General features: G+C 71.4%; 14 protein-coding genes. 3 read left to right on the top strand and 11 right to left on the bottom strand.

Going from position 1 to position 17,169, the window contains the following annotated elements:
* Positions 1-7: 7 nt before the first annotated feature.
* Positions 8-1,213 (bottom strand): acyl-CoA dehydrogenase family protein, encoded by a 1,206-nt coding sequence (locus DSM112329_RS22925; RefSeq protein WP_354698877.1) that lies wholly within the window; start codon positions 1,211-1,213, stop codon positions 8-10.
* Between the two features lie 129 nt (positions 1,214-1,342).
* Entirely contained in the window at positions 1,343-2,938 is a 1,596-nt protein-coding gene (locus tag DSM112329_RS22930) for a 3-hydroxyacyl-CoA dehydrogenase NAD-binding domain-containing protein (RefSeq protein WP_354698878.1), read from the bottom strand.
* Between the two features lie 72 nt (positions 2,939-3,010).
* On the opposite strand from DSM112329_RS22930, the gene DSM112329_RS22935 reads away from it, so the two are divergent.
* The 3 genes from DSM112329_RS22935 (at position 3,011) to DSM112329_RS22945 (ending at position 5,420) form a co-directional block, all read left to right on the top strand.
* Positions 3,011-3,646 carry a TetR/AcrR family transcriptional regulator gene (locus DSM112329_RS22935; protein ID WP_354698879.1) on the top strand — a complete coding sequence of 212 codons (636 nt, stop codon included), beginning with the start codon at positions 3,011-3,013 and terminating at the stop codon, positions 3,644-3,646.
* A 25-nt stretch (positions 3,647-3,671) separates the two neighbouring features.
* Positions 3,672-4,295: a TetR/AcrR family transcriptional regulator gene (locus tag DSM112329_RS22940; RefSeq protein WP_354698880.1), complete on the top strand. Its 624-nt coding sequence runs from the start codon at positions 3,672-3,674 to the stop codon at positions 4,293-4,295.
* A gap of 69 nt (positions 4,296-4,364) precedes the next feature.
* Positions 4,365-5,420, top strand: a complete 1,056-nt coding sequence (locus DSM112329_RS22945) for a spirocyclase AveC family protein (RefSeq protein ID WP_354698881.1) — start codon at positions 4,365-4,367, stop codon at positions 5,418-5,420.
* Between the two features lie 76 nt (positions 5,421-5,496).
* Here the strand turns inward: DSM112329_RS22945 and DSM112329_RS22950 are convergent, their stop codons facing one another.
* From DSM112329_RS22950 to DSM112329_RS22990, 9 genes are all read right to left on the bottom strand, one after another.
* Positions 5,497-6,873, bottom strand: coding sequence for an MlaD family protein (locus DSM112329_RS22950; protein WP_354698882.1), 1,377 nt, complete (start codon positions 6,871-6,873; stop codon positions 5,497-5,499).
* Positions 6,873-8,183 (bottom strand): MlaD family protein, encoded by a 1,311-nt coding sequence (locus DSM112329_RS22955; RefSeq protein WP_354698883.1) that lies wholly within the window; start codon positions 8,181-8,183, stop codon positions 6,873-6,875. The genes DSM112329_RS22950 and DSM112329_RS22955 overlap by 1 nt, the downstream gene beginning before the upstream one ends.
* The gene (locus DSM112329_RS22960) at positions 8,180-9,523 is read right to left on the bottom strand and encodes an MlaD family protein (RefSeq protein ID WP_354698884.1); all 1,344 of its coding nucleotides are present in this window, start codon (positions 9,521-9,523) and stop codon (positions 8,180-8,182) included. The genes DSM112329_RS22955 and DSM112329_RS22960 overlap by 4 nt, the downstream gene beginning before the upstream one ends.
* Positions 9,520-10,848: an MlaD family protein gene (locus DSM112329_RS22965; RefSeq protein WP_354698885.1), complete on the bottom strand. Its 1,329-nt coding sequence runs from the start codon at positions 10,846-10,848 to the stop codon at positions 9,520-9,522. Before DSM112329_RS22965 ends, DSM112329_RS22960 begins: the two co-directional genes overlap by 4 nt.
* Positions 10,848-12,293, bottom strand: a complete 1,446-nt coding sequence (locus tag DSM112329_RS22970; RefSeq protein ID WP_354698886.1) for an MlaD family protein — start codon at positions 12,291-12,293, stop codon at positions 10,848-10,850. The genes DSM112329_RS22965 and DSM112329_RS22970 overlap by 1 nt, the downstream gene beginning before the upstream one ends.
* Positions 12,290-13,666: a hypothetical protein gene (locus tag DSM112329_RS22975; protein ID WP_354698887.1), complete on the bottom strand. Its 1,377-nt coding sequence runs from the start codon at positions 13,664-13,666 to the stop codon at positions 12,290-12,292. The genes DSM112329_RS22970 and DSM112329_RS22975 overlap by 4 nt, the downstream gene beginning before the upstream one ends.
* 1 nt (position 13,667) lies before the next feature.
* Positions 13,668-14,522, bottom strand: a complete 855-nt coding sequence (locus tag DSM112329_RS22980; RefSeq protein WP_354698888.1) for an ABC transporter permease — start codon at positions 14,520-14,522, stop codon at positions 13,668-13,670.
* 2 nt (positions 14,523-14,524) lie between these two features.
* Positions 14,525-15,361: an ABC transporter permease gene (locus DSM112329_RS22985; RefSeq protein WP_354698889.1), complete on the bottom strand. Its 837-nt coding sequence runs from the start codon at positions 15,359-15,361 to the stop codon at positions 14,525-14,527.
* 77 nt (positions 15,362-15,438) lie between these two features.
* Positions 15,439-17,145 (bottom strand): NAD(P)/FAD-dependent oxidoreductase, encoded by a 1,707-nt coding sequence (locus DSM112329_RS22990; protein WP_354698890.1) that lies wholly within the window; start codon positions 17,143-17,145, stop codon positions 15,439-15,441.
* Positions 17,146-17,169: the final 24 nt, after the last annotated feature.

Here is a 17,169-nt window from a genome sequence, read left to right on the forward strand (position 1 = left end):
GTCTCTCCTAGGCGGCCGCGCCGGCGGGCGCCGGGGCAGCGGGTGAGGGTGCGGACGGCGGCGGGACGATCCGCGGCTCGGGCGGAAGGCCCAGGTAGCGCTCGCCGATGAGGTTGCGCAGGATCTCCTCGGTCCCGCCGGCGGAGCGGACACCCGGCAGCGCGGAGACCTGATGGCCCCACTCGCCGAACAGCGCGTCCGGGCCGAGCGCGTCGACCACGAAGCGGCACGCGTCGAGCGACGCGACGACGCTCGTGATCTTGATCAGGCCGGCCTCGGGGCCGGGGACCTTGCCCTCGGCGATCTCCTGCACGACGCGCTCGCTCGTGTGGCGCAGCGCCAGCAGCTGCGACGCGGCCTGCCCCATGCGGACGCGCAGCGCCGGGTCGGCGGACGCGGCCTCGTCGCTGGCGATCGCGGCGACCAGGCGCTCCAGGCGGACCGCGTGCAGCCCCGAGCCGACCGCGACGCGCTCGAAGCCGAGCATCGTCAGCGCGACGCGCCAGCCCTCGCCGGGAGCGCCGATGATGGCGTCCGCGGGGAGCTCGACGTCGTCCATGAAGACCTCGTTGAACTCCGCGTCCCCGGTGATCTGCCGCAGCGGCATGATCTTCAGGCCGTCCGCGTCCATCGGGACGAGGAACATCGTCAGGCCCTTGTGCTTGGCGACGCTCGAGTCGGTCCGCGCGAGCAGGATGCCGTGGGCGGCGTGCTGCGCGAACGAGGTCCAGACCTTCTGCCCGTTGACGAGCCACGTGCCGTCGTCCCGCTGGACGGCCTTGGTCTGCACGTTCGCGAGGTCCGATCCCGCGCCCGGCTCGGACAGGAGCTGGCACCAGAACTCCTCGCCGCGGATGAGGGGACGCAGGAACGTCTCCTTCTGCGCGTCGGAGCCGTGGGCCATGATCGTCGGGCCGACCATGCCGATGCCGATGAAGTCGAATGGGCCGGACAGGCCGCGCGCCTCGAGCTCCTGGTCGACGATGACCGCCTCGGCCGGGGTGCCGCCCGGGCCGCCGGCGACCTCGGGCCAGGTGACGCCGACGTAGCCCGCGTCCGCCAGGACCCCCTGCCACTCGCGGAGCCGCGCGACCGCGGCGTCGTCCTGGGGCTCCAGGACGTGACGCGGCGGGGCGTCCTTCCCGTGCTCATCGAGCCACGCGCGCAGGCGCTCGCGGTAGGCGTGCTGGTCGGGCGTCAGCTCGAGGGCCATGACCGCAACTGTACACCGTGTCCGAGCAATGTGTGCGGGCACCTCGGCCGGGGGTGGCAACCACCCCGGACGGGGCACTCGATGTGCCACCACGTGCGCCCGTGGCACGTGGCGGCACATCGAGCAGGGTCAGCCGGCGAGGCCCGCGCCGATCGCCGCGCGGTAGCGGACCAGTGGCGCCGCGCGGTAGCGCTCCTCGCGGCGGTCGTCGGCCAGCCCGTCGAGGAGCGCGAGCACACGGCCCAGCCCGATCCGCTCCGCGAGCGCGACCGGGCCGACGGGGTAGTTCAGCCCGAGCTCCATGCCGGTGTCGACGTCGGCGGGGCTGCCGTTGCCCTCGCCGATGAGGACGGCCGCCTCGTTGATCACCTGCACCAGGATGCGCCCGAGCACGAGTCCCGGGCCGTCCCCGACCGGCTCGACGAGCTTGCCGAGCGTCGTGAGCAGTACGGCGAGGCGGTCGGCCGCGTCGGGATCGGTGAGCGGCGTCCGCGTCACCTCGACGAGCGCCGCCGCCGTCAGCGGGGCGACCACGTGGAAGCCGGCCGCCGCCGGGGCGGTGAGGTGCAGCGACGCCGTGCTGAGCAGGACAGCGCGCGGTCCGGCCGCGCGTCCGCCGTCCCCGCCCCCGTCCGACGGCGAGGCGGACGCGTCGACCGTCAGCCAAGCAACCTCGCCCGCGGGACCGGCGGAGGACGAGACCGCCCACCCCGCGTCGGCCGCCGCCTCGCGCAGCTCGACGGCCACGCGCGTGTCACCGAGGACGACGAGCGCACGTCCGTCGCCCCCACCCGGGCCTGGGGCGGCGGGGTCCGCCGCGCGTGCCGGGGCATCCTCCCCGTAGGGATACCACCCGATGCCGGTCTTGCGGCCCAGCCGCCCGCCCGCGACCATCCGCGCCGCGAGCGGGGACGGCCGGTAGCGGGGTTCGCCGTAGGTCTGCCGCAGGAACGACTCGGCGACCGCGTGGTTCGTCTCGATGCCGATCAGGTCCATCAGCTCGAACGGCCCCATCCGGAAGCCGCCGCCCAGGCGGACGATGCGGTCGATCTGCTCGGTGGTCGCGATGCCGTCCTGCAGGATCCGCAGCGCCTCGAGGAAGAACGGGCGGTTCACGCGGTTGACCAGGAAGCCCGCGATGTCGGCCGCGTCGATGACGGTCTTGCCCATCGCGTCGCCGACGGCGCGGGCGGTGGCGAGCGCGTCCGGCCCGGTGGCGAGGCCGGCGACGACCTCCACCAGCCGCATCACCGGCGCCGGGTTGAAGAAGTGCAGCCCGACGACCCGTTCCGGGCCCTCGACGCCGGCGGCGATCTCGGTGATCGAGAGCGACGAGGTGTTCGTCGCCAGGACGCACGCCGGCCCGACCACCGCGGCCACCTCGCCGAGCAGCGCGTGCTTGAGCTCCAGGCGCTCGGGGGCGGCCTCGATGACGCAGCCGCATGGCGCGAGCTCGGCGATGGAGCCGACGGGCTGCAGCCTGGCGAGCGTGGCCGCCTTCGCCGCCGCGTCGATCCTGCCACAGGCCTCCATCCGCCCGAGGCCGTCGGCCACCCGCTCGATCCCCTTCTGGAGCGCGGCCGGGTCGGGGTCGTAGAGGTACGTCGTCGCCCCGGCGTGGGCCGCGAGCTGCGCGATGCCGGCGCCCATCTGCCCGGCGCCGAGAACCCCGATCGCCTCCGGGACCGTCCCGTGCTGCGCGTGTGACTGTGCCTCGGTCGTCATCGCCCGGAAGCGTATCGGACAAGCTGTCCGGCCAGATCGTTCGGTAGACGTCCGAGGCGTAGACTTCGGCAGGTGCCTGCCGCCCGCCAGACTCCGGCACCGACTCGGGACGACCGCCGCCGCCGCATCACGGACCTGCTGCTCGTCGAGGTCGAGCAGCTCCTGGAGGCCGGCGAGAACTACGCGGACATCAGCGTCGAGCGGCTGATCACGGCGGCGAACATCTCGCGGTCCACGTTCTACGTCTACTTCGAGGACAAGGGCGCCCTGCTGCTGGCACTGGCCGAGGACGTCGTCGAGCAGCTCGTGCTGTCCGCGCAGGCCTGGTGGTCACTCCCGCACGACCTCGACCGACCGCTGCTCGAGCAGACCATGCGCGGCATCTTCAGGACCTACGCCCAGCACGCGAGGATGTGGGAGGCGATGATCGACGCCGCCGCCTACGACCACAAGGTCCGCAGCTCCTTCCGGCGGGTCGTGGACGGCTCGACGCTCGGCCTCGAGCAGCACATCCGCGCCGGCCAGGCGGCCGGGTCGATCCGCGCCGAGCTCGACGCGAAGCGGACGGCAGGGTGGCTCACGTGGATGACCGAGCGCGGCCTCTACCAGCTGCTCGGGGACGCCACCACAGCTGAGACGAACCGCCTCTGCAAGGCGCACACGGCGATCGTCTGGCACACGCTCTACGACGGGGTCGCGGCGGCGTGACCGTCCGGCAAGCACGTCCGGCGGCGTGCGCCCGGACCCCGCGGTAGCGACGGTGGCGCGCGGCAGCACCAGCGACGGTGAGCGCCGGGTGCTCGACGCGATGGACGCGTTGCTCGCCGAGGGGACGTCCTACACCGCCCTCGACATCGGCCGCATCACCGAGCGTGGCGGCATCGCCCGAACGTCCTTCTACAACACGTTCCCCGACAAGCTGACCGTCCTGCTCACGGTGCTGCGGCCGGTCGTCGACCAGCTGTTCGGAGTGGTCGACCGCTGGGCGGGCGACCCTGCTGCCGACGCGGCCGGCCTGCGCCGGACGACGCTCGATGTCGTCGCGGTGTATCGCGACCATGCGCACCTGCTCGGAGCGCTGGCCGAGGCCGCGACGTACGAGCCGCGGGCAGCCGCGTTCTGGCAGGCGCACATGGAGGGCGTCGTGGGCACCTTCCGGCGGCGCATCGAGGAGGCCCGGAGGCCGCAGTCCGGCGTGGACAGCACCGATTCGCAGGCCGCGGCGATGTGGCTCGCCTGGGGGACCGAGCGGGCGATCGCCCACCACGTGGCCGCGGGCGGCGACCTGCCGGACGAGCGGTTCGCCGACGCGATCGCCGACAACGTCTGGGCCACGATGACGGGCCACCGGCGCTAGTTGAGCGTCAGGCAACGTTGTTAGACAACCTGTCTGGACGCTACGGCAGGGACGACCTAGGGTGGCGCCATGGCCGTCATGTCCCCTCGCGTCCCGCCCACCCCGCTCGACCCACCGCCGCCGGTCACGGGCGTCGGCGTCGGCATCGTCGCCGGCCAGGTCGAGCTCGACCGCGAGGCCCGCGGGGTCCACGGCGGGATGGTCGGCGCCTGGGCGGTGCTGGGCGCGCTGCTGGTGGGGCTCACGCTGTCGATCTGGGTCCGCTGGGTCACCTCGGGCACCGAGTTCGACCCCGCGCCGATCCTGGGCCCGGACAAGGTGCCGACCTGGAACCTCGTCGTCCTGCGCATCGAGGAAGCGCTGTCCTTCCTCGAGATGGCGGCGCTGTTCGCGTTCGCGGTCTACTTCCCGCTGAAGCGCTTCGGCAAGCTGGGCCTCGACGCGAAGATCGCCCTCGGCTGCCTGATCGGCAGCGTCACCGACGGCGTGCTGAACATGCACGACTACCTCTTCGCGTGGAACGCCAACTCGGTGAACATGGGCTCGTGGGCCTCGTTCGTCCCGACGGCGTCCCCGGACCACAAGTCGCGCTACGCGGAGGCCCTGATCTGGGGCATCCCGATGTACACCTACTTCTGCATCGGCGTGGCGATCTACGCGACGAAGTGGATCGTCCGCTGGCGCCGGGACCGCGGCTGGTCGAACGCGCGCTGCTACGGCGTCGTCTTCGCGATCGCGCTCGTTTTCGACTTCGTGGTCGAGAACCTCGTCATCCGCCTCGGGCACGGCTACGCGTTCGCGCGGACGCCGTCGGCGCTGACGATCAACGCCGGCTCGCAGTTCCAGTTCCCGGTCTACGAGATGGTCTCCGTCGCCCTCCTGGGCTGCCTCTTCACCGGGCTGCGCCTCAGCGCGATCGACTCACCGGACGGCCTGTCCTACGTCGAGCGGGGCTTCCACCGCCTGCGGCCCGCGCTGCAGGCTCCGGCGCGGTGGCTCGCGGTCATCGGGTGGTGCGTGACGACGCTCTTCGTCGTCTACCACCTGCCGTTCCAGTTCTTCGGGCTCACCGGCGACTCGGTGGCGGACCTGCCGTCGTACATGCTGCCGGGCGACAAGCCCTGACAGACCCGGCGGGGGTGGCAGCGTCAGGTGTCGTTCTCCGACACCTGACGCTGCCACCCCCCTCCGGCCGGGCCGTCTAGCAGTCGGCCTCGATGCGCGGGTACTTGTAGCCCGACGCCGGGACCTCGTCCGGGCCGGCCGGCGTGTTGGTCAGGGCGGACGTCCGGCCGACCGACCCCGGCTTGGGGTAGGCGTCGAAGTTCGTCCGGTTGTTCAGGACCCGGCCGATGAGGCCGGTGTGCAGCAGCGTGTCCCGCGCCTTGATGACCGAGTCCGGGAGGCCCGAGTTGAAGCCACCCTCCTCCACCGCGGCGAGCCGGATCAGGTGCCCGGTCGCGTCGTAGCTGTTCGAGGCGGACCCGAGACCTATAACGATCCCGAGGGCGTCCCGCGTGTACGGGGCGATGTAGCGGATCATCGGCGCGACCTCGCACACGGTCTTGTGGACCTTCGGCAGCGCGGTCGAGAGCGGACCCGAGAGCGACGTGATGTTCTTCAGCGTCGTGCGCAGGCCGGGGGCCGCGCCGGACAGGTTGCTCACGACGCCGCGACCGGCGTTCGCCGCCGGCTGCAGGCGCGTGACGGCCGGGCGCAGCGCGGTGAGCGCCGTGGTGGCGTCGTCGACGACCGGTCGCGTGGTCGCCGAGACCCGCTTCACGGTGTCCGACGCGCTCCGGATCCGTCGCAGCGACTCCGGCAGCTGCTCGACCGTCTCGCGCAGCGCGTCGTCGCGGTCGGCGATGGCGCGCAGGCTCACGAGGCCCTGGTTCGCGATCGTCGTGATCGCCTGGTCGCGCTGGCCGATGGCGGCCGCCACGTTGCCGAGCTGGTCGATCAGGCGGCTGGCCTTGACGCGGTCCTTGTACAGGACGTCGACGGCCTTGCTGGCCGGCTTGAGGAACTCGCCCGCCCCGCCGAGCAGCTCGTTGAGCTCCTCGCCACGGCCGTCGAGGGCGCCGCCGACGCCCTGGATCGTCTGGCGCATGCGCTCACGCGTCTCGCCCTTGAAGACGCTGAGCACCTTGTCGACGTCGACGAACTCGTCGGACTGCGCGACGGGGAGCGGGTCGCCGGACTCGAGCTTGCGCGCCGACCTGCCGGCCGTCAGCGAGATGTAGTTCTCGCCGACCGGCGTGTGCTGGCGGACCTGGACGCGGGTGTCGGCCGCGAGCGGCAGGACGGCCTTGTCCTTGATCTCGAGCTGGAGCAGCGCCCCGGCGCCCTCGCGCTTGACGGTCTTGACCCGGCCGACGTCGACGCCGGACATCGTGACCCGTGAGCCGGGCGCGAGCGCCGCGCCGGTCGGGATGACGGCCGACACCTTGTAGTTCTCGCCGCTGAGGCTGGGGAGACCCCCGCCCTTGGCGAGGATGAAGAGCGCCCAGGCGACCGCGACGGCGGTGAAGCCGAGCAGGCTCAGCAGGGACGGGAGCAGCGTTCCGCGACGGGTCATCAGCCTTCGTCTCCGGTCGTCGGGACGGCGCCCCGCACGGTCTTGCCGCCGGCGCAGTTCTGGACGGGGGTCCGCGTGGGCAGGCTGCTGGTCACGTCCGGCACGCCGACGGCGAGGTTGCCGCGCGGGATCGGGCCGGTCAGGTCACCGAACTTCGACAGCGACGAGTTCCACTGGAAGAAGCCGATGACGCCCTGCTCGCACTTCGTCAGGCCGTCCGTGATCTTGTTGATCGAGTCGGTCTGCGGGCGCAGCGCGACGACGGACGCACGCAGGTCGCTCGCCACGGGCCGCAGGCTCGTCGCCAGCGGGGTCAGCTTCGTGACGGGCGACTGCAGCCGCCGGGCCGCCGGCCCGAGCACGTCGTTGAGCGCGCGCACGTCCTTCAGCGCGTTCGGCAACTGGTCGGCGACCGGCCCGAGGTCGGTCACGGCCGTGTCGACGTCGCCGAGGACGCCGCGGACCGCCGCGAAGCTCGCGTTGATCTCGTTGACCGTGGACGGCAGCTCCGCCAGCGTCTGGTTCAGGTCGGGCGAGCCCTCCTGCAGCGCGCCGAGCGTGGCGCTGCCGGCGGTCACCAGGGTGCGGACCTGCTTCTGGCGCTCCCCGAGTGCCGTGGTGAGGATGCCGGCGTTGTGGACGAGGCGCTTCATCAGGCGCTCGTGCTTGGCGACCGCGGAGGAGATGCGGCCGGCCTCGGCGACGAACGGCGTGAACTCCGCCACGGCGTTCCGCAGCCCCGCACCGCGGTCCTTGAGGCCGTTGCCGAGGTTGTCCAGCAGCTGCTCCATGCGCACCCGCGTGTTCGGCTGCAGCGCGTTGAGGACCTCGTTGATCTTGACGTTGCTCGCGGTCCGCGGCTCGGGCAGCGCGTCGCCTGACTTCAGCTCGCCGGCGGCCTTCGTCCCCGGGTCCACGAAGTCGAGGTACATGTCGTTCAGCGGCGTCTCGGGACGCAGCTCGGCGCGGGCGTCCTTGTAGATGGGGAAGTCCTTGCGCACCGACAGCTTCAGGACGAGCTGCGTGCCGCGGCGGTCGATCTTCTTGATCGTGCCCGCCGGCACGCCGCGATAGCGCACCTGGTTCACGCCGGCCAGCACGCCGAACGCGTCATCGATCTCGACGTTGACCTCGCGCGTGCTCTTGAACAGCGTCGGAGTCAGCTGCGAGAACAGCAGCGCGCCGCCGACGAGCGTGGCGATGACGCCGAGCAGGATCGGGGGCAGCGACGGCAGCGAGCGCTTGCTCTCGAGCCGCAGGCGGGTGGCGTTCAGCCCCTCGGTGATGCGGTCCCGCGTGTCGACGGTCACTTCGAGCTCCTGGCGTTCTTCTTGGCTTGCAGGACGGGCGGGAGGTACTCCAGGTAGTTCTGCAGCGCGGTCTGCAGGCCGTCGCAGGCGACGAGCTGCGCCGCGGTCGGATCGGTCAGCGCCGTCTTGCACGGCAGGTAGACGGACTTTGAGCCGCCGGTCGCCGGGAAGCGGATGATGTGGCCGTTCTTGTCCTGCTGGGACGCGAGGCCGCCGAAGCCGGCCGCGGTGCCGCCGATCATGACGCTGGTCGGCTTGCCGGTCTCCGGGTCCTTGCGGGCGAGGTACGGCAGGATCTTGTCGTCGAGCTGGTCGAGCGCCGGCTGCAGCGCGTCCATCAGCGGGACGCCCTGCGCGCCGAGCGACGCGAGCGAGGTCGCGGTCGGCCGCAGCGCGCGGACGACGGGCCGGGCCCGGCGCAGCAGCGTCGAGGTCGAGCCGAGGGACGGACGCAGCGCGGCGAGCGTCGGGCCGACGTCGGCCGCCGACCTGTCGAGCTTGCCGACGAGCGTGTCGGCGCCGGACAGGGTCGTGTCCAGGCGGGCGAGCGTCGTGCGCACGTTCTCGGTGAGGGCCGGACCGGCATCGAGCGTGGCGCGCAGCTCGGCGGCGCGGTTGCCGGTCGTCGTCAGGAACGAGGCGGCGCCGGCGACCAGCTTGCGCAGGTCGTCGTCCGGCGCCTGGAGCGCCTCCATCGTCGCCGCGGTGCCGGTCAGGACACGACGCAGGTCAACGTCCTGGTCCTGTCCGCGCAGGCCGCGCAGCGTCTTCTCGAGGTCGGGGGACGCCTGCTCGGCGGCGGTCAGCAGGCCGGGCAGGTTGTCCGGGTCGCGCAGGCCCTTGCTGAGCTCGCCGGGCAGCACGGTCAGGCCCTTGCGGGCACCGCCCTGGAAGACGGAGGTGACGTCGTCGAGCTCGACCTGCGAGCGCGTGTTCGCCCGCGGGATGGTCGTGTCGCCGAGGGCCCCGGTCCGCGCGGTCCCGCGATCGATCTCGAGGTAGAACGACGAGCCCAGCAGGTTGCGCCAACGCAGCTCGGCGACGCTGTCCTTGTACAGGGGCCCGGCGCCGTCCTCGACGTCGAACGTGACCTTCGCGCCGCGGCCGCCGCCGAGGTCCTCGATCTTGCGGACCTCGCCCTCCTTGCGGCCGTCGACCCGGACGGGGTCGCCCGGCTGAAGCTGCGGGACAGCCGCGAACTCGGCGGTGACCGTCCGGCCGTCCTTGTGCAGCAGGTCGTACGCGTAGCCGAGGTACCAGAACAGCGTGACCGCGACCAGGAAGACCAGGGCGAACGCGCCGAGGCCGGCCATGCCGAAACGTGTGCGGAGCTGGGTCATCGCCCGGTCCCCCCGTCGAACTGGACATAGGGTTTGGCGAGGAACTTGCACGGCCCGGAGCTCTGCGCCGTGTCACGCGTGCTGAACCCGGTCGTGTCGGTGATGCCGAGCGGCTCAGCGCTGATCGGCAGCAGCAGCTGTAGGCGGAACGCCTGGGCCTGACCGATCGGACCGGTCGGGCCGGGCTGCGAGAAGCCGGTCATGCTGCGCATCGTGGTGCCGAAGTTGACGACGTCGCAGCGGTACTCGGCGATCGTCTTCAGCGGCGGGCTCGCGTCTTGCAGCGCGTTCTTCAGCGGCGTCAGGACGGGCGACAGGCTGCTCGTGATCCGGAGCGCGCCCGGGACGGCGTCCGGGACCTCCTTCAGGAGGGCGTCCGTCCGCTTCAGCGGCTCCTGACCCTCCTTCAGCAGGCCGGTGAGGCTCCGCAGACCGGCCGGCGCCTTGGGCAGCGTCCGGTTCACCGCGGTGGCCGCGCCGCGCAGGGAGACCACCAGGCGCTCGCCCTCGGACAGGCCGGGGGTCAGTGCGTTGAGGGCCGGCGGCGCCTCGTCGAGCGTCGCGCGCATCTCCTCGCGACGGTCGATGAACGGCTCCACCGCGGCCGATGCGGCGGGCATGAGCTCGCCGAGCTTGCCGCGGTTGCGGTCGAGCGGCGCGACGGCTGCGTCGAGCGCCGGGACCAGGCGGCCGGCGGCGCCCTCGCGCTTGAGCACCTCGGCGGCGAAGACCCCGAACGGCTCGGCGCGCGTGCCGGCGGCGTGGATGCCGTCGTTGAGCTTCTCGCCGTTGGCGAGGAAGCCCTGACCGAGCCCGCCGAGCATGTTGCGCAGCTCGCCGCGGGTCTGCTTGTCGAACGTGTCGAGCGTCTCGGGCAGGCCGAACGTGTAGCTGGCCTCGGTGCCCTTGATCGTCGCGTCCTCGGCGACGGTCTCGGTGCTCTTGCCGGGGATCAGCTCGACGTAGCGGGCGCCGAGCAGGCCGGCGCCGCGGACCGCGACCTTGGTGTCGGCGGGCAGGCTGGTGCCGGGCTCGATCTGCAGCTCGACGCGGGGGTTGCCGTCCGGGCCGATGTCGCGGCCGAGGACCTGGCCGACCCGGGCGCCGGCGACGCGGACGGGGTCGTGGCTGAGGAGGTTGCCGACCTGCGGCGTGGAGACGTACACGCGGGAGTAGTTGCGCGCGGGGACGCCGTTGTAGACGCGCAGCGCCTGCCAGCCGAGGAACGCGAGCAGCGCGATGACGGCCAGGCCGCCGGCGGCGGTCGGGAGCGGCGGCGGCGTGTCGCGCCGGCGCGTGCTGCGGGTGGGTCGTCGCGTGCGCATCAGTTGCCCAGGAGGTAGTCGAGGAGGGCGGTCGGGTTCTGCTTCGGCGTGTTCTGCGGCTTCTGCTTGCCGCCGCTGAGCGCGCCGGTCAGGCCGTCGAGGACGCCCTGCACGGTCTTGCCGACGTCGGGCAGCTTGATCTCCGGCAGGCCGGGGACCTTCAGGGACTTCGGAACCTCGAGCAACGGCTTGCCTGCGCTGCCTGCGGACGAGCCGGAGGACGGCGCCTGCGGTGCCTTGGCCGCCGCGGCGGGCTGCTTACGGCTCGGAGCCTGCTTCGCGGTCCGCGGCGCGAGGCGCTCGATCACGCTCTGCAGCGCGTCCGGGGCGATCGAGGCCTCACCGCGGAAGATGTGGCTCGCCCCGTCGCGGAACTGGATGGCTGCCGCCCAGTTCTCCAGCACCGCGAGGATGTTGTTGATCGAGCGGTCGGTGGTCGCGAAGATCGGCGGCAGGTCGCTCGCCGCGGTCTGCCGGACGGCCTTCAGCGTCGGGACGGCCTTGCGCAGCACCGGGGTCGCCCTCGCCGCGAGCTTCTCGAGGTCGGGGGCGACGCCGGTCGCGGTCTTCAGGGTCGGCGCGGCCGAGTCGGTGAACGGCTCGACCTGGTTCAGCGTCGTGCGGAGCGGCGCGGAGACGGCGCTCAGCTGCCGGGCGGCCGGACCGAGCGGCTTGGTGGTCTGGCGCAGCTCGGCCAGGAACGAGCGCAGGGTGCGCAGCCCGCCCGGGGCGGCGGCGAGCGTCGCCCGCAGCTCCGCGCGCTTCGTGGAGCCGGTGACCGCGGCCTGCCCGACGCGGTCGACGAGCTTGACCACGTCGTCCTTGCGCGCCGTGACCGAGGCCACGTAGCGGTCGCCCGTCTGGACGAGCCGCTCGAGCTCCGCGTTGTCGTCGGCCAGCTGCTTGAGCAGCGGGTTGGTCTTCCTGACCGCCGGCCCGATGTCGCGCAGCGTGTCGCTGAAGTCCTGGCGGCGGCCGGTGAAGGCGGTGCCGGCCTCGTTGAGGAAGATCGCCAGGCGCGTGCGGGTGTCGGCGTCGAGCACGCTGAGCACGCGGTCGAGGTCGGTGCCGGCGACGATGCGCGACTCGGGCACCACGAAGCCGGACGCGGCCGGCTTGGCGGCGGAGCCCTTCGTCAGCTGCACCTGCTTCTGGCCGAGGACGTTCTGCGCGACGATCGTGGCGCGGGTGTCCTCGCCGATCGGCTTGTACTCGTCCTTGATCTGCAGCGTGGCGACGGCCTTCTGGTCCTTCGTGTCGACGTCGACCTTGACGGTGCCGACCCGGACGCCGCCGATCGTGACCGGCGAGCCGTCCTTCAGGCCGTCGGTGTTGTCCATGCGGAGCTTGAGCTCGTAGCCGCTGGAACCGCCGGTGAAGACGATCGCGGCGACGAGGGCCACGGCGGCGACGAGCGTCACCCGGGCGATGGTCGCGGGCTTCACTTGGTGCCTCCGGCAGCCGTCGGGATCTTGTTGGTGAAGGACGCGGCGCCCTCGACGTCCTTGCTGGGGTCGACGGCGTCCTTGCCGGCGCCGCACTCGTCGATGTACCACGGCTGGCCGGCGTTGTAGCCGGGGGGCCGCGGGAAGCCGTAGCGCAGGTCCGGGAACGTCTGCTTCAGCTGGGCCGGGGTCTGCGGGACGTCGTTGGTCGGCGTCGGCAGGAAGTTCTCCACGCGGGCGCGCAGGTACTTGTCCTTCGTGTCCGACCAGGACATGAAGTCGCCCCAGGTGGTCAGCAGGCCCATCAGCTCCGGCGTGTACGGCCGGATGCAGTTCAGGTTCTCGATCGCCTTGTCGGCGATCGACCCGATCTGCGGCGTGAGCGTGGTCGTGCGCTTGAGGAACGTGTTGACCTGCGGCGTGGACCGGCGCACCGTGGCAAGCGTCGCGTTCGCGTCCGGGGCGATCGTCTGCACGGAGGCCAGGACGTCGTTCAGCGGTGCCGCGATCGTGCGCAGCTGCCGGACGCCGGGGTGGAGCTTGGTGGCCAGCGCGCCGGCGTCGTCCAGCGTGCCCTCGGCCTTGGTCAGCGTCGAGCGCGTCTGCGCGAGCATCCCCGGCAGGCGCTCGACCGTGGTCTTCAGCTGCGTCTGCTTGTCGGCGATGGCGCTGAACGTCGTCGCGGCGCCGGTGAGCAGGCGCTCGAGGCCCGGGTCGGCGCGGCGGACGGCGTCGACCACGTCGTCGGTCTTGGTCAGCGTGAGGCTGAGCGCGTTGCGGTCGTCGGTGAGGTCCTCGAAGACGCGGGCCGCCTGCGTGATCGCCTGGGGCGTCTTGTCGAGCGTCTTGCGCAGCGGCTCCTGCGAGCGGTCGAGCGTCTCGCCCGAGCGGTTGACGAACGACTTCAGGTCGCGCCGGACGTCGGTGTCGAAGACCGACAGCAGCTGGTCGACCTCGACCGGGACCCGGAAGTCGAGCGCCGGGATGTCGGCGCCCTCCGTCAGGGAGGCCCCGCCCTCTTTACCCGGCGTGACGAGGATGTGGCGGTTGTAGAACGCCGCGGTGCCGCCGAAGCGGGCGGTGAAGGTCGTGTCCTTCGGGAGCGGCCAGGCGCGGTCCTCGACGCTCAGCGTGAGGCGGGCCTTGGCGCCGCCGTCGATCGCGCGGACGTCGTCGATGACGCCGATCTTGCCGCCGCCGGCCTTCAGCTCCTGCCCCTTGATGAGGTTGGTCGCGTCGCTGACGGTGGCGTAGAGCGTGTGGCTGCCGGCGTTCCCGCCGCCGGTGAGGAGCACCACGAGCAGGACGATGGCCGCGAGCCCGCCGAGCGCGACTGCCCTGCGGATGACGACGGGCTGGACGGAGGCGCGCACGTCAGCCTCCGATCGGGATGTTGAGGTTGCGGCCGTAGAAGAAGACCCCGAAGAAGGCGGCGATCACGTGGACCAGAACCAGGTTGATCATCAGGGACTTCGCGACGGCCCGGCCGACGTCCGCCGGGCCGCCGCTCGCGTTCATCCCGTAGAAGCAGGCGACCAGCACGCACGGCAGCGTCATGAACCCGAAGGTCACGAGCGCATAGAGCTGGCCCGTGACGCTCTGCACGCTGAATGTCACGTCCAGGAACTGGCGGGCGCTGTTGCCCTGCAGCACGACGACGATGTCGAGGAAGTTGCCGAGGTTCTGGCCGATCAGCGCGATCACCGTGCCGAGCGGGACGAACAGCATCGCGGCGAGCACGCGTGTCCCGACGATGAACTGCATCGGGTCGGTGCCGGTCGAGGCGTAGGCGTCGATCTCCTGCTGGATCTTCGCCGCGCCGATGACCGCCGTCATCGAGCAGCAGATGCTGGCGCTGAGGACGTAGCCGTACATCGTCGACGACGTCTGACGCTGGGTCAGCAGCCCGGTGAAGACGCCGACGAAGTCGCCGCCGCCGATGGTCCGCAGGAAGAAGAAGCCGAACGTCGCCACGGAGAACCCGAGGAAGACGCTCATCGCGAGGAGGATGAAGCTGCTGCGCCGGATGATCTGGGCGTTGAGCCGCAGGATCTCCGAGAAGTAGCGAGTCGACCCGGGGACCGCGCGGAGCGCACGGGCGGAGAAGACGCAGAGCTCGCCCATCTCCTCGAGGAACTCCTTGACGGGACCGGCCTTCGCGCGGCCGGCGGCGGGGACCTCGGGCTCGGCGCCGGCGGGCGTGGGGCCTGTGGCTTGAACGGTGGCCATGGTCAGCCCTTCAGGACGAGGAGGTCGGGGAAGATGGTCAGGAACCCGATGTTGAAGACGCTGTTGAACGCCCAGATCCCGAAGAACGAGACGACGACCGTCTGGGTCACCGTGAGGCCGACGCCTTCGGCGCCGCCCTTCGTCGCCAGGCCCCGCTCGCAGGCGACGATGCCGATGAAGAAGCCCATGATCGCGTGCTTGAAGAACGTCGAGTACAGGTCTAGCGGCTGCAGGTTCAGGTACATCGACTCGCGGTAGACCGAGGACGGGAACTCGAGGAACGCCGGCACCAGCGTGTAGTAGGCGGCAATCGGGACGAGCAGCCCGATCAGTCCCAGGATGAGCGCGGCGTAGACCATCGCCATCACGCGCGGGACGATCAGCGTCCGGAACTGGTCCACGCCGAGCACCGCCATGGCGTCGAGCTCCTCGCGGATCTTGCGGGCACCGATGTCCGCGGCAAGGGCGCTGCCGGCGATCCCGGCGATGATCATCATCGTGATCCAGGTGGCCACCTCGCGGGTGTAGCCGACCATCACCCCGCCCGGCGCGCGGTCGGAGACGCCGAGCGTGTAGGCGACCTCGCCGAAGTTCAGGACGCCGAAGCCGATGATCCAGATCGCCTGGGAGATGGCGAGCGGGATGATGCAGCGGCGCATGGCGAGGTTCGCCTCGACCATGGCATCCGGGAGCCACGAGTACGGCGGCGTCGCGGCCAGGCGCAACGTCTTCGGGCCCAGCATGAACATGTCCTTGCACGTCTTCAGGACGCCGTAGGCCGGCGACCCCTCGACGCGCACGCCGACACTCGCGCGCCTGTTCCCAACGACCTCTCCCATGCCCATATCCGATCGTACAGCGTGTTCGATTACTAGACCCGACCGGGGGAAAGACCCACCCCTGTCGGGTGAATCCGTCAGGCCTCGGTGACCGCGGGCCGACCGTCGGGCGCCTCGGCCCCGCCGGCCTCCGCGGCCGCGACGGCATCCCAGTGCCGGGCCTCCTCGACCGCGTGCGCGCCGACGCCCTTCTTGTCCTCGCGCTTGAACAGCTTGAGCATCGTCCGCGCGGCGTTCTGGCCCGGCATCCCGCTGATGCCGGCGACCGGGTGGGTCCCCGAACCGGTCAGGAACAGGCCGGGCACGGGCGTCGAGTAGCCCGCAAAGCCCGCGGCCGGCTTCAGCGGGCCGAAGCGGGTGATCAGCGGATCGACGTGGTAGACGGTGCCGTCGAGGGCGAAGTGCCGCTCCTCGATGTCCGGAAGCATGCGGACGCGGTGGAAGACGTCGAGCTCTTCCAGGCCCTCGTAGTAGTGGTCGCTCTGCTCGATGATCGTCTTCGCGGCGTGCTTACGGGCCGCGTCCCAGCCCTCGCGCGGATCGTTCGGCGCCAGGCCGGACCAGAACCACACCGAGTCGCAGCCCTCTGGTGCGAAGCTGCGGTTCGACGGCAGCGCCGTGGCGACCTGCATCAGGCCGGGGTACGTCTCGGGGAGCTCGCCGCGCTTGACCGCGACCTGCGCCGCCTTGGCCTGCTCGTACGTGTGGTAGCCGTTGGCCGGCAGGCGGCAGTCCAGGCCGTCGCCGCGCCACTTCTCGATCTTGGTCATCGAGACCTTGCCCTTGGTCAGGACGTCGAGCTTCAGGTCGGCGAACGAGCGCGACTTCGTCGGGATGTGCGCGACACGGTTCTCGAGCTTGGGCGGCAGGGTGCCCTTCGGCAGCAGGTCCCGCAGGACGCGCTTGGGGCTGAACGCGGTCAGGACGCCGCGGCGGGCGTGGATCTCCTGCCCGCCCTTGATCCGCACGCCGGTCACGCGGCCTGAGGTCATCACGAGCTCCTCGACCTCCGCGCCGCACTGCACGCTGCCGCCGTGGTCCTCGATCAGGCGGATGAGCGCCTTCGGCAGCTCGCCCGTCCCGCCTTCGAACATCGCGACGCCGTACTTCGTGATGATGCCGAGGTAGATCAGCGACCAGCCGGAGAAGTCCGAGTCGTAGGACATGAAGGGCAGCCCGATCAGGACGATGGCCTTGATCGGATCGCTCTCGAAGGACTCCTCGAGCGCCTCGAGCTCGGTGCAGCGCATCCAGCGACCGAGGGCCAGCAGCTCGCTGCGGTGCTTGAGCGTCTTCCGGGCGGCCTCGAAGATCTTCTTGATATCCGGGCGGACCGGGTTGGTCTGCATGACGGGAACGCCGATGTCGACCGCCGCGTGGACGACCCGGTAAAGGTCGATCAGCGCCGCCGCGTCCTTCATGGACCAGTACTTGAGCTCGTCCGCGGTCTTCTGGGCGTCGCGCCAGAGGGCGAGCGACGTGTGGTCGTGGTTCAGCTGCAGGTGGACCGGATCGATCACCTTCATCTTCAGCCCGTACTTCTCCTCGAGCTGGAGGTCCTTCATGATCGTGGTGGTCCGGAAGAGCGACGGCTGGATCGAGGCGTCGTTGACCTTGTACCCCGGCATCTCGTCGACGTCGGAGGTCGACGTCATGCCGCCCGGCTCGGTGTGGGCCTCGACGACGTGGACCTTCAGGCCCGCCTTCGCCAGGTAGGCCGCGGCGATGAGGCCGTTGTGGCCCGCCCCCGCGACGATGACGTCGGCGCTGCTCGTTGTGCTCATCCTGTCCACTCCCCGTGACGGTGG

The sequence above is a fragment of the Paraconexibacter sp. AEG42_29 genome (assembly GCF_040581415.1).
Lineage (GTDB): Bacteria > Actinomycetota > Thermoleophilia > Solirubrobacterales > Solirubrobacteraceae > Paraconexibacter.

What these genes read in the sequence shown, in the direction of transcription:
- DSM112329_RS22925 (WP_354698877.1), bottom strand. Translation starts at nt 1,213, where the DNA reads ATGGCCCTCGAGCTGACGCCCGACCAGCACGCCTACCGCGAGCGCCTG.
- DSM112329_RS22960 (WP_354698884.1), bottom strand. Translation starts at nt 9,523, where the DNA reads ATGACCCAGCTCCGCACACGTTTCGGCATGGCCGGCCTCGGCGCGTTC.
- DSM112329_RS22980 (WP_354698888.1), bottom strand. Translation starts at nt 14,522, where the DNA reads ATGGCCACCGTTCAAGCCACAGGCCCCACGCCCGCCGGCGCCGAGCCC.
- DSM112329_RS22945 (WP_354698881.1), top strand. Translation starts at nt 4,365, where the DNA reads ATGGCCGTCATGTCCCCTCGCGTCCCGCCCACCCCGCTCGACCCACCG.
- DSM112329_RS22965 (WP_354698885.1), bottom strand. Translation starts at nt 10,848, where the DNA reads ATGCGCACGCGACGACCCACCCGCAGCACGCGCCGGCGCGACACGCCG.
- DSM112329_RS22950 (WP_354698882.1), bottom strand. Translation starts at nt 6,873, where the DNA reads ATGACCCGTCGCGGAACGCTGCTCCCGTCCCTGCTGAGCCTGCTCGGC.
- DSM112329_RS22985 (WP_354698889.1), bottom strand. Translation starts at nt 15,361, where the DNA reads ATGGGAGAGGTCGTTGGGAACAGGCGCGCGAGTGTCGGCGTGCGCGTC.
- DSM112329_RS22930 (WP_354698878.1), bottom strand. Translation starts at nt 2,938, where the DNA reads ATGACGACCGAGGCACAGTCACACGCGCAGCACGGGACGGTCCCGGAG.
- DSM112329_RS22990 (WP_354698890.1), bottom strand. Translation starts at nt 17,145, where the DNA reads ATGAGCACAACGAGCAGCGCCGACGTCATCGTCGCGGGGGCGGGCCAC.